The sequence below is a fragment of the Stackebrandtia sp. genome (assembly GCF_035643755.1).
Taxonomy (GTDB): Bacteria; Actinomycetota; Actinomycetes; order Mycobacteriales; family Micromonosporaceae; genus Stackebrandtia.
On record NZ_DASQPW010000068.1, the window covers coordinates 1 to 11,489 of the forward strand.

The 11,489-nt window shown below is 72.5% G+C and carries 12 protein-coding genes and 1 pseudogene; 11 read left to right on the forward strand and 2 right to left on the reverse strand.

Annotated features, from left to right (window positions below; all coding sequences use genetic code 11):
• A pseudogene (locus VE172_RS04905) lies at positions 1–528 on the reverse strand (hypothetical protein); the annotation flags it as partial.
• Between the two features lie 144 nt (positions 529–672).
• Between VE172_RS04905 and VE172_RS04910 the strand changes: the two are divergent.
• Both VE172_RS04910 and VE172_RS04915 read left to right on the forward strand, forming a co-directional pair.
• Positions 673–1,725 carry a hypothetical protein gene (locus VE172_RS04910; RefSeq protein ID WP_324797991.1) on the forward strand — a complete coding sequence of 351 codons (1,053 nt, stop codon included), beginning with the start codon at positions 673–675 and terminating at the stop codon, positions 1,723–1,725.
• A 104-nt stretch (positions 1,726–1,829) separates the two neighbouring features.
• Positions 1,830–2,891: an HAD-IIA family hydrolase gene (locus VE172_RS04915; protein ID WP_324797993.1), complete on the forward strand. Its 1,062-nt coding sequence runs from the start codon at positions 1,830–1,832 to the stop codon at positions 2,889–2,891.
• A gap of 9 nt (positions 2,892–2,900) precedes the next feature.
• Here VE172_RS04915 and VE172_RS04920 read toward each other — a convergent pair whose 3' ends face one another.
• A complete protein-coding gene (locus VE172_RS04920; RefSeq protein ID WP_324797995.1) occupies positions 2,901–3,239 on the reverse strand; it encodes an SCP2 sterol-binding domain-containing protein in 339 nt (112 codons plus the stop codon).
• Between the two features lie 115 nt (positions 3,240–3,354).
• Here VE172_RS04920 and VE172_RS04925 point away from each other — a divergent pair, with 115 nt between their 5' ends.
• From VE172_RS04925 to murJ, 9 genes are all read left to right on the forward strand, one after another.
• Complete coding sequence (locus VE172_RS04925) at positions 3,355–3,804, forward strand: phasin family protein (protein ID WP_324797998.1); 450 nt, start codon at positions 3,355–3,357, stop codon at positions 3,802–3,804.
• Positions 3,801–3,989, forward strand: a complete 189-nt coding sequence (locus tag VE172_RS04930) for a hypothetical protein (protein WP_324798000.1) — start codon at positions 3,801–3,803, stop codon at positions 3,987–3,989. Before VE172_RS04925 ends, VE172_RS04930 begins: the two co-directional genes overlap by 4 nt.
• A 3-nt stretch (positions 3,990–3,992) precedes the next feature.
• Entirely contained in the window at positions 3,993–4,814 is an 822-nt protein-coding gene (locus VE172_RS04935; RefSeq protein ID WP_324798003.1) for a TlyA family RNA methyltransferase, read from the forward strand.
• On the forward strand, positions 4,811–5,698 hold the full coding sequence (locus VE172_RS04940) for an NAD kinase (protein ID WP_324798006.1): 888 nt from the start codon (positions 4,811–4,813) through the stop codon (positions 5,696–5,698). The genes VE172_RS04935 and VE172_RS04940 overlap by 4 nt, the downstream gene beginning before the upstream one ends.
• 46 nt (positions 5,699–5,744) lie before the next feature.
• Complete coding sequence (recN, locus tag VE172_RS04945) at positions 5,745–7,502, forward strand: DNA repair protein RecN (protein ID WP_324798009.1); 1,758 nt, start codon at positions 5,745–5,747, stop codon at positions 7,500–7,502.
• A 98-nt stretch (positions 7,503–7,600) separates the two neighbouring features.
• Positions 7,601–8,797 carry a putative cytokinetic ring protein SteA gene (gene steA, locus VE172_RS04950; RefSeq protein ID WP_349258261.1) on the forward strand — a complete coding sequence of 399 codons (1,197 nt, stop codon included), beginning with the start codon at positions 7,601–7,603 and terminating at the stop codon, positions 8,795–8,797.
• Entirely contained in the window at positions 8,794–9,696 is a 903-nt protein-coding gene (locus tag VE172_RS04955; protein WP_324798015.1) for a copper transporter, read from the forward strand. The genes steA and VE172_RS04955 overlap by 4 nt, the downstream gene beginning before the upstream one ends.
• Before the next feature lie 22 nt (positions 9,697–9,718).
• The gene (locus tag VE172_RS04960; protein ID WP_324798018.1) at positions 9,719–10,591 is read left to right on the forward strand and encodes a hypothetical protein; all 873 of its coding nucleotides are present in this window, start codon (positions 9,719–9,721) and stop codon (positions 10,589–10,591) included.
• Positions 10,592–10,628: 37 nt separating this feature from the next.
• Positions 10,629–11,489, forward strand: an 861-nt coding sequence (gene murJ / locus VE172_RS04965; RefSeq protein ID WP_324798021.1) for a murein biosynthesis integral membrane protein MurJ, incomplete at its 3' end; no start/stop codon positions are given.

The following is an 11,489-nucleotide window of genomic DNA, read 5'->3' on the forward strand; positions in this document are numbered from 1 at the left end:
CGCGATGATCGCGGTGGCGGGTTCAAGAGCGGACCTCGGCGGGATGACCGCGGGGGTGGCTTCCGTCCGCGCGATGACCGGGATCGTGGCGGCTTCAAGGATCGTCGCGATGACCGTGGCGGCGGTTTCCGCCCGCGCGACGATCGTGACCGTGGCGGCTTCAAGGATCGCCGCGATGACCGTGGTGGCGGTTTCCGCCCGCGTGACGATCGGGATCGCGGGGGTTTCCGTGATCGGCGGGATGACCGTGGCCGCGATGATCGCGGCGGCGGGTTCCGTCCGCGAGACGACCGTGACCGTGGCGGGTTCAGGGACCGTCGCGATGACCGTGGCCGCGACGATCGCGGCGGCGGGTTCCGTGGTGGACCTCGGCGGGATGACCGCGGGGGTGGCTTCCGTCCGCGCGATGACCGGGACCGCGGCGGCTTCAAGGACAGGCGCGACGACCGCGACCGTGGGGGTTTCAGGGATCGCCGCGATGACCGTGGCGATCGCGGGGGCTTCCGTGACCAACGGGATCGGGGGCACGGCGGTTTCCGTGACCGCGACGACCGTTACGGGTCGCGCGGCAAGGACTTCCGCGACAAGAACGAATGGGACGACGCCGTCGCCGAGACCGACGAACTGCTTGGGGGACAGGAGTCTGCCGAAAAGCCGACGGGTGCCGACGAGGTGGCCGAGGCCGCGACCCTGGCCGACGGCTCCGCGACCGTCGTCGAGGTCGACGCCGACACCGCCGCCGCGCCCAGCACGGTGGATGAATCCGTTGTGGACTCCACGGACGGATCTGGCGTCGCCGACGCCGTCGAGAGCTCGGTTGACGAGCCCGGCGCCGAGGCGTCGACGGTGGTCGATTCCGGGGCCGACGGCGAGGCGGGAGATTCTTCGAAGCCCGCCGTCGATGCCGATGACGCGCGCCGTGAGCCGCGGTCGGACGACGATGACGCCGACGACGAGCGGGACGCCGCCGAGGAGGCGGATCGGCGGCGGGCCGATGCCGAGTCGGAGGCCGCCGAGCTCCCGATCGACGAGGACGTCGAGTACCGCGACCTCGACCGCGACACGCGGGCGGGGCTGCGGTCGCTGCCCAAGGGGCTGGCGGACAGCGTCGGTCGGCGGTTGGTGATGGCGGGTCGCCTGGTCGACGTGGACCCGCAGGTCGCGCTCGCACACGCGCTGGTGGCGCGGCGCCTGGCGTCGCGCGTGGCCGTGGTCCGCGAGGCCGTGGGGATCGTCGCCTACCAGGCGGGCCAGTGGCAGGCCGCGATCAGCGAGCTGCGCACGGCCCAGCGCCTCACGGGCACCCGCGACCACATCGCGCTGATCGCCGACGCCGAGCGTGCCCTGGGCCGTCCCGAGCGGGCCGTCGACGCCTACCGGGAGCTGGACGGCACCCAGGTCGCCGACGAGGTCCGCATCGAGTTGCTGATCGTCGCGGCGGGGGCCCGCCGCGACATGGGCCAGGGCGCCGCCAGCGTGGCGATGCTTCAGGTCCCCGAGTTGAAGTCGACGGCGGACGAGCCGTGGGTGCACCGTCTGCGCTTCGCGTACGCCGATGCCCTGGCGGCGGAGGACCGTGTGGGCGAGGCCCGGGAATGGTTCGAGACCGTGCTGCGCGCCGACGACCAGGACCCGTTGGGCGTGGGCGAGCGCCTGCTCGAGCTGGACGGCGTGGCCTGGCTGGCCGAGCCCGACGAGGTCGATCCCGACGGCGACGGCGACTGATATCCGCGGTGCCGCCCGGCCGTCCCCTCCCCGATGGGGAGGCCGGCCGGGCGGCACCCGTGTGTCGAGGGAGTCCGTGAGTCTACGAGCGCTGGAGGTCGTTGGTGACGTCGTCTGATCGCCCCGTTGGGGCCGAGGACGGGTGGCTGTGGGCCAGTGGGGAGCCGCTGGCGCGTCGGCACGGGGTGGTGCTGCTGGATCTCGACGGCGTGGTGTATCTCCAGGGCGAGCCGATTCCTGGCGTGCCCGAGGCCTTGCGGGAGCTGCGGGAGGCCGGGGCCGCGCCGATGTTCGTGACGAACAACGCCTCGCGGCGCGCCGCCGAGGTGGCTGAACTGTTGACCGCCCGCGGCGTGCCCGCCGCCGCCGACGAGGTGTGCACCTCGGCACAGGCGGCGGCGCGGCTGTTGGAGCAGCGGTGCGCGCCCGGGGACGGGGTGCTGGTCGTGGGTTCGGAGGCGCTGGCCGCTGAGGTCAGCGCGGTGGGCCTGCGCCCGATCGACGGGCGGGACGGTGCGAAACCCGCGGCCGTGGTGCAGGGCTACGGCCCGACCGTGGGGTGGCGGCAGCTGGCCGACGCGACGATCGCCGTGCGCGGCGGGGCGTGGTGGCTGGCGACCAACACCGACGCCACGATGCCCTCGGCTCACGGTGTCCTGCCTGGCAACGGCACCATGGTGGCGGCGGTGGCGACGGCGGTGGGGCGAGCGCCCGACGCGGTCGCGGGCAAGCCGTCACCGGTGCTGCTGGAGCGGGCGGCGGCGGCCCACCCGTACGCGGCGCCGATCATGGTGGGCGACCGGTGGGACACCGACATCGAGGCGGCGCGGGCGGCCGACATGCCGAGCGTGTTGGTGTTGAGCGGAACCACGCGTCCCAGGGATCTTCCCGCGCTCCCGCCGCGCGGGCGACCGCGCTACGTGGCGTGGACGGCGGCGGGAATCAACGAGACGCACCCCGAGGTGACCGGCGACGACCGTCGCGTCCGGTGCCGGGAGTGGTCGGTGAGCGTCGACGGCGAGCGGCTCACCCTGTCGGGCGACGGAACGCCCTTGGACGCGCTGCGCGCCATCGCCGAGGCGTGCTGGCGTTTCGAAAGGCCAGCCGAGTCGATCGCGGGCCGAGGAGACCAGGCCGCGCGGGCACTGTCCGACCTGGAGTGGTGACGGTCGGTCCTACAGCATGGATTTGAGCTTCAACAGATCCATGATGCTGGCCTTCAATTTCACCCGGCCGGACGCGAAGGCCGGCCCGAAGTCCAGATCCCCGTTGATGAGCGACACCAGGTCGTCGCTGCCCACGGTCATGCGGATCTCGGCGTTCGGGTTACCGCCCTCGACGATGTCGATCAGGGTGCCACCGCTGAACTTGCCGCAGAAGGACACGCCGAGGTCGGTGACGTCGCAGGCCAGCGTCCGCTCGAAGTTCATCTTGCTCTTGACCTGCTCGGCATTCTCCGCGATTTGGGCGGCGAGTTTTTCGAGCGCGTTGCGGCATTCTTCGGCCGTCGCCATTATCGTTCTCCACAGTCGTAGGGCAAACCACCGCAAGGGACGGTACCCGATGGGTATCAAGGCGGCCAACAGGTAGCGTAATCGGCAGAACCAATCCGTATGGAGGCTGGAGACAATGCAGGAAGCGTGGCGCGACTACCTGGAGTTGGCGCTGGGGCTGACCGAGGCGTCCCGCAAGAGGGCCGCACAGGTGATCAAGTCCCTGGCGGAGCAGAGCGGGGCGAAGGTCGAAAACCTCCAGGGCATGGCCGAGGAGCTGTTGAGCACGAGCCTCGCCAACCGTGAGAACGTCGTCAAGCTGGTGCGGTTCGAGCTGGACCGCGCGCTGGGCAAGGTCGGGCTGGCCACCAGCGAGGAGGTCGCCGAGCTGACCGCGCGGGTGCGGCAGCTGGAGCGCGAGCTGAAGGAGGCCCGCGGACAGCGGGCCCCCGCCGAGGACAAGCCCGCGGCCAGGAAGACGGCCGCGAAGAAGACGGCGGCGAGGAAGACCACCGCGAAGAAGACCGCGGCCAAGAAGGTCGTGAAGAAGTCGGCCAAGAAGGCCACGGCGCGGGACGACAAGTGAGCCAGTTCGTCACCGACGACGCCGCCGACGCCGGACCCGACGTGGCCGGCGCGCGGACCCGGGTGTCCGACGCCGTGGCGCGGCTGGACGAGCTGCCCCGGCTGGCGACCGCGGAGCACGTGGAGGTCTTCGAGTCCACCCAACAGGTGCTGGCCGACACGCTGTCGGCCGTCGACGAGGCGTGAGACGTGGCGGCGCGTAGGCGCCTGGACGCCGAACTGGTGCGGCGGGGCCTGGCCCGGTCGCGGGCCCACGCCGCCGAGCTGATCGCGGCGGGGCGCGTCAAGGTTCGGGGCTTCGTCGCCTCCAAGCCCGCCGCCGGGGTCGACCCCGCCGACCCGGTGCTGCTCGTCGGCGACAGCGACGACTACGTGTCGCGCGGCGCCCACAAGCTGCGCGGCGCGCTCGATGATTTCGCCGCCGTCGGTGTCGGCGCGTCCGGGCGGCGTTGCCTGGACGCCGGGGCGTCCACCGGAGGTTTCACGGACGTGCTGCTGCGCGACGGCGCCAAGGAGGTCGTCGCCGTCGATGTCGGCTACGGCCAGCTGGCCTGGTCGCTGCGTACCGACGACCGCGTGACGGTCCACGACCGCACCAACATCCGCCACCTGGGTCCCGACGACATCGGCGGCCCGGCCGAGTTGACCGTGGCGGACCTGTCGTTCATCTCGCTGCGGCTGGTGTTGCCCGCCCTGACCGCGTGCACCAGCGGCGACTTGGTCCCCATGGTGAAGCCGCAGTTCGAGGTGGGCCGCGACAAGGTCGGCTCGGGCGGGGTGGTGCGCGATCCGGTGCTGCGCGCCGAGGCGGTCGCCGAGGTGATCGACGCCGCGAACCGCCTCGGCTGGCGGGCGGTGTCGGTGGCGCCCAGTAAGCTGCCGGGGCCTTCGGGCAATGTGGAGTTCTTCTGCGTGCTGCGCCGGGATGGCGAGGCGATGCTTGACGACGAGGTGCGCGACGTCGTGATGTCGGCCCGCGTCGCTTCGGACGAATCGAGGGATGCGACGTGACTGTTCGCCGGGCTTTGCTCGTCACCCACACCGGACGCCGCGACATCGCGGTGCGCGCCAAGGCGATCGTGGATTGCATGCGGTGCGCGGGTTTCGAGGTGTACGCCGTGCCGGAGGAGGCCGCGGAGCTCGGGCTGGACGGATTGTCGAGCACCGACACCGCGTGCGAGTCCGGGGAGGTGGAGCTGGTGCTCGCCCTCGGCGGGGACGGCACCTTCCTGCGCGCCGCCGAACTCGCCCGCCCGATGGGCGCGCCGCTGCTGGGCATCAACCTGGGGCAGGTCGGCTTCCTCGCCGAGGCCGAGATCTCCGATGTGGAGCACGCGGTGACGCGACTGGCCCGCGGCGACTACGCCGTCGAGGAGCGGCTCACCGTCGAGGCGATCGTCGAACACGACGGCGCCGAGCTGGGGCGCGACTGGGCGCTCAACGAGACCACCGTCGAGAAGGGACGCCCGGCGCGGATGCTGGAGGTCCTCATCGAGATCGACGGGCGCCGCCTGTCGCGTTACGGCTGCGACGGCGTGGTCTTCGCGACGCCGTCGGGCTCCACCGCCCACGCCATGTCCGCCGGCGGCCCGGTGGTGTGGCCGCAGGTCGAGGCGCTGCTTCTGGTGCCGCTGAGCCCGCACGCGCTGTTCCACCGTCCCCTGGTGGTGGCGCCGACGTCGACCATCACCGTCACCATCGAACCGGACGCCCCGCCGGCGGTGCTGACCAGCGACGGGCGCCGCAGCATCGAGCTGCCTCCGGGTGCCACGATCACGGTGCGGCGCGGCGACCGGCCGGTGCGGCTGGTGCGTCTGACCGACCGTCCCTTCACCGATCGCCTGGTGGCCAAGCTGTCGCTGCCGGTGGACGGCTGGCGGGGTCATCGTTTGTGACGAGCGGACTGGGCGTATGTCGGTTGGGGCTATTAGGGTCTGTGGTGTGCTGGACGAGCTTCGAATTACCGGACTTGGTGTCATCGAGGACGCGACGCTGCCCCTTTCGGACGGGCTCACCGTGATCACCGGCGAGACCGGGGCCGGCAAGACCATGGTGGTGGCGGGCCTGGGGCTGCTGTTCGGCGGCCGCGCCGACGCCGGCAGGGTCCGCCCCACCGAAAAGAAAGCCACAGTGGAGGGTCGCTTGGTGCTGAGCGCCGACGACAAGGCGCTGCGGCAACGGGTGGCCGACTGCGGCGCCGAACTGGACGGCGACGAGCTGCTGTTGAGCCGCACCCTGAACATCGAGGGTCGCTCCCGCGCCTACGTGGGCGGCCGCTCCGCCCCGGTGGGCGTCCTGGCGGACATCGGCGCCCAGGTGCTGTCGATTCACGGGCAGTCCGACCAGATGCGGCTGCTGCAGCCCGGCGAGCAGCGCGGCGCGCTGGACCGCTACGCCGGCGACTCCCACGACAAGGCGTTGACGTCCTACCGCGAGACCTTCGAGCGCTGGGTCACCGTCGCCGCCGACCTGGCCGAGCGCCGCTCCCACGCGCGCGAGCGCGCCCGCGAGGCGGACGTGCTGCGCCTCGGCCTGGCCGAGATCGACCAGGTGGCGCCGCAACCCGGCGAGGACGCGGTGCTGGCCGACGAGGCGCGGCGGCTGGAACACGCCGAGGCGCTGCGGATCGCCGCCGCCGAGGCGCACGCCGCCCTGACCGGAACCGGGGACGACACCGGCGACGGCGCCGACGCCAGCGGACTGGTCGGCGGCGCGTACCGGTCGCTGTCGGGGCAGGCCGACACCGACCCGGCGCTGGGGGAGCTGGCGGCGCGGCTGGAGGCGGCGGTGGCCGCCATCGACGACGTGTCCGGCGAACTGTCGTCCTATATGGAAAGCCTCGACGCGGATCCGGGGCGGCTCGCCGAGATCTTCGAACGCCGCGCGGCGCTGAAGGCGTTGACGCGCAAGTACGCCGAGGACATCGACGGCGTGCTGGCCTGGGCCGAGGAGGCCCGGGCGAAGCTGGCGGCCCTGGACGTCTCCGACGAGGCGCTGGAGGCCATGGAGGCCGAGCGCGACCGGCTGGCCGCCGAGACCGCCGAGCTGGCCGCCGCGGTCACCAAGTCGCGCAGGTCCGCGGCGGGCCGCTTCGGCGATGCCGTCACCGTGGAGCTGTCCGGCCTGGCGATGCCGCACGCCCGGGTGGACGCGGTGGTGGAGGCCCGCACGCCCGCCAAGGGCCTGCAGACCCTGACGATCGACGGCGTCGAGTGCGGCGCCGGACCCGACGGCGTGGACAATGTGGAGCTTCGCCTCCGGGCCCACCCCGGAGCGCCCGCTTCGCCCCTGCAGCGCGGCGCCTCCGGCGGCGAGCTGTCGCGGGTGATGCTGGCCATCGAGGCGGTGTTCGCCGGCGCGGGCGGGCCCCCGGTCCTGGTGTTCGACGAGGTCGACGCGGGCGTCGGCGGCGAGGCGGCCGTCGAGATCGGACGCCGGCTGGCGGCGCTGGCCCGCAGCCACCAGGTGCTGGTGGTGACCCACCTGGCGCAGGTGGCCGCGTTCGCCGACTCCCACCTGGTGGTCAGTAAGGACACCGGCGGCGCCATCACCGTGTCGGGGGTGCGCGTCGTGGAGGACGCCGACCGGGCACGGGAACTGGCGAGGATGCTGGCGGGAATGCCGGACAGCCACCTGGGCATCGCGCACGCCGAGGAACTGCTCGCGGTCGCCGCGCGCGGCAAACGGTCGCGGTCATAGTCGGCGGCATCGCGCCCGAGGGGCTCGAGGTGCACGGCTGATAATTTGTGGCGCGCCGTGACCGAGTTTCTTGTGGACAGGATGCCAAGATGTTGAGGATGCGTCTACCTACATTGCGCCGTTCGCAACGGCGGGGGGAACGGGAGGCCACGTCGGACGTGGTGTCCGGTACCGCGCGCGTGGATCGGCGCACCAAGCGGCTCGCCTCGCGCGTCGAACCCGGCGACATCGCGGTGATCCACCATGTCGACATTGACCGGGTCGCCGCGGATTCCCTGGTGGCGGCGCGCGTGGGCGCGGTGATCAACGCCAAACCGTCCATTTCGGGCCGTTACCCGAATCTCGGCCCGCAGGTGCTGGTGGACGCGGGCATCCCCGTGATCGACGACGTCGGCGAGGACATCTTCGACGCCGTGCGCGACGGCGCCAAGCTGCGCGTCGACGGGGGCGTGGTGTACAACGGCGTCGCCGAGGTGGCGCGCGGCCGGCGCCTGGACGCCGAGGCCGTCGAGATCGCCATGGCCGACGCCCGCGAGGGGCTCGAGGTGCAGCTGGAGGCGTTCGCCGCCAACACCATGGAGTACCTCCAGCGCGAACGCGACCTGCTGTTCGACGGCGTCGGGATTCCCGATGTCGACACCGACTTCGCCGACCGGCACTGCCTCATCGTGGTGCGCGGCTACGACTACAAGGCCGACCTGGAGGTGCTGCGCCCGTACATTCGGGAGTTCCGTCCGGTACTGGTGGGTGTGGACGGTGGCGCCGATGCCCTGGTGGAGGCCGGATACACCCCGGACCTGATCGTCGGCGACATGGATTCGGCGTCGGACGCGGTGCTGACCAGCGGCGCCGAGGTGGTGGTGCACGCCTACACCGACGGCCGCGCGCCCGGGCTGGCCCGGGTGGAGCGGCTCGGCGTGGCCGCCAAGGTGTTCCCGGCCGCGGCCACCAGCGAGGACATCGCGATGCTGATGGCCGACGAGAAAGGCGCCAGCATGATCGTGGCCGTCGGCACCCACGCCACTCTCGTGGAGTTCCTCGACAAGGGACGCGCGGGGATGGCCTCGACGTTCCTGACCCGGCTGCGGGTCGGCGGCAAGCTCGTCGACGCCAAGGGCGTCAGCCGCCTGTACCGCAACAGCGCCCCGATGTCGGGCACGGTGCTGTTGGCGCTGTCGGCGATCACCGCCATGGCGGTGGCCGTCGGCGTCACCACGGTGGGAATGTCGTTTCTGCAGGTGCTCGCCGATTGGTGGGACGGCCTGATCGACCACGTGCAAAGGCTTTTCTCGTGATCAACGTGCGATACCACCTGGCGGCGCTGTCCGCGGTGTTCCTGGCGATCGCGGTCGGGGTGGTGCTGGGCACCGTGGTGACCGGCGGTTCGGCGTCCGGCCTGTCGGACGGGTTGACGTCGATGCGGCACGACAACGCGGCGCTGCGCGACAAGGTGGATCACCTGGAGTCGAAGGATTCCAAGCACCGCGAGTTCACCGCGCAGGTGGCCGGCGCCGCGCTGCGCGACACCCTGCGCGGTCAGCGGGTGGCGGTGCTGGCCGTGGACGGGGCGAAACCGTCGCAGGTGCGCGGGGTGGCGCGGATGCTGGACCGCTCCCAGGCGACCAAGGACGGGCAGCTCACCCTGGCCAAGGAGTTCACCTCCCCGAACTCCAGCAACGAGCTGCTGGACCTGGCGGCGAAGCTGATCCCGAAGGGATTCGAGCCGCCGAACGACAACGACGGCGTGGAGACGGTGTCGGCGCTGCTGGCGGCGTCCATCATGGCCAAAAGCGGCGTGTCGGCGACCGACCGCGACAAGCTGACCTCGGCGCTGGACGAGCTCGACATGGCGAACGTGGACAAGCCGTTCTCGCGCGACAAGGTGACGGCGGTGGTGATCGTGACCGGTGCGGGACAATCGAAGGGCCACAACGCCACGGTGCTGACGTGCGCCGAGCAGTTCGCCCGGACCGCGCCGGTGGTGCTGGCCTCGCCGGGGCCCGTGAGCGCCGCGCCCGTGGCCGAGGTGGTGCGCGACAAGCACCGCGCCGCGAAGATATCCACTATCGACAATATTATGGACCCCGAGGGCCAGCTGGCCACCGTGCTGGCGCTGGACGCGCGGGTGCACGGCCACGTCGGCCACTACGGCACCGGCCCCGGCACCACAGCGGCGGTGCCCGAAACCCCTTGACCCCCACCAGTTCGGAGCACATATGGGAACCCTGTTCGATTACGCGCGCCGTGGCCTGGCCACCGGAACCGGCGCCTTCGGCGCACGCGCGGTCTCGGCGGCCATCGACCGCTCCCGCCTGGCCCCCAGGCTGAGCCGCTCCAACTATCGGGGCGGCACGGTGAGCCTGAAGGCGGGCCCGGCCGCCGCGGTGGCGGGCTCGGTGGCCGCGGCCGTCGGCACGCGGACCCCCGCCCACGCCGCCGCTGCGCTGACGGCGGGCCTCGGCTCGGGCGCGGTCGGCCTCTACGACGACCTGGTCGACGCCACCGCCCCCGTGACGGAGCCCAAGGGCCTGCGGGGCCACCTGGGCGCCCTGATGTCGGGCAGGGTCACCGGCGGCGCCGTCAAGGCCGTGGGCATCGGCCTGTCGGGCCTGGCCGCGGCGATCCTGATCGACTCCGCCCGCCCCGCCAAACGCCCGCGCTCCAAGGCGTCTCGGGCGGTCAACATCGCGCTGGGCGCGGGCGTCATCGCGGGCACGGCCAACCTCGTCAACCTGTTCGATCTGCGCGCGGGCCGCGCCCTCAAGGTGGTCAGCGCCGTCAGCGGGCCCCTGAGCGCACGCTCCGACTCCGCGGGCGGCATCGCCGCGGGCACTCTTGGCGCCGCGGGCGCCCTGCTGCCGGAGGACCTCGCCGAGGAGACCATGCTCGGCGACTGCGGAGCCAACGCCCTGGGCGCCCTCGTCGGGCTCTCCCTGGCGGCCCGCAGCGCCCCGGTCACCCGCGCGGCGATCCTCGCCGTGGTCGCGGCCCTCACCGTGGCCAGCGAGAAGATCAGCTTCACCCAGGTGATCGCCGAGACCCCCGTCCTGCGCACCATCGACGAATACGGCGCGAGGCCCCGGCAATGACCGCCCCGACCCACTGTCTTCGCGGGCCGTGAGCGCGATGCGCGGCCCCGTCGCCGGGGAGCGGCGGGGCGGGATCGGCGCCGGGGCGGTGGTGATCGGCGGGATCACCGCGGTGTCGCGCGCGGTGGGCTTCGCGCGGGTGCTGGTGTTGACGTGGGCGGTGGGCATCGGCGGGGTGCTGGACGTGTACAACACCGCCGGCCGGGTGCCGAACATCCTCTACGAGATCGTGGCGGGCGGCGCGCTGTCGAGTGTGGTGGTTCCGTTGGTGGCGGGGCCGCTGGCGCGGCGGCGGCCGGTCCTGGCCGAGCGGGCCGCTTCGGGCCTGTTGACCTGGGCGCTGCTGATCCTGGTTCCGGCGGCGGCGCTGGTGGCGGCGTTCGCCCACCCGATCATGTCGCTTCTGGACGGTTCGGGGGACGCCGAGCGGGTCGCGTTGGGGGCGGCGATGATCCGGGTGTTCGCGCCGCAGCTGCCGCTGTACGGCGTCGGCGTGGTCTTGACGGGGGTGCTGCACGCGCATCGCGCGTTCGCGTGGCCCGCGTTGGCGCCGTTGCTGTCCAGCCTCGCCGTGATCGGGGCGTACGCCTGGTACGGCGCGGTGTGGCGCGGCTCGACGGTCGGCGGCCTGGACGCCGCGGGGTGGCTGGTGCTGTCGATCGGGACCACGGCGGCGACCGTGGCCATGACGGGGTGCCTGCTGATTCCCTTGCGCCGCATCCGTTTTCGGTGGCGTCCGTCGGTGCGCTTCGGGTCACAGCTGTCGCGGCGGGTGCGGGCGGCGGCCGTGGCGGGGGGCATCGGCGTGGCGGCGTGGCAGGTGTCGCTGCTGCTCAACCTGGGCCTCACCAACGCGGGCCCGACCGGGACGGTCGCGGTGTACACCATCGCGTTGACG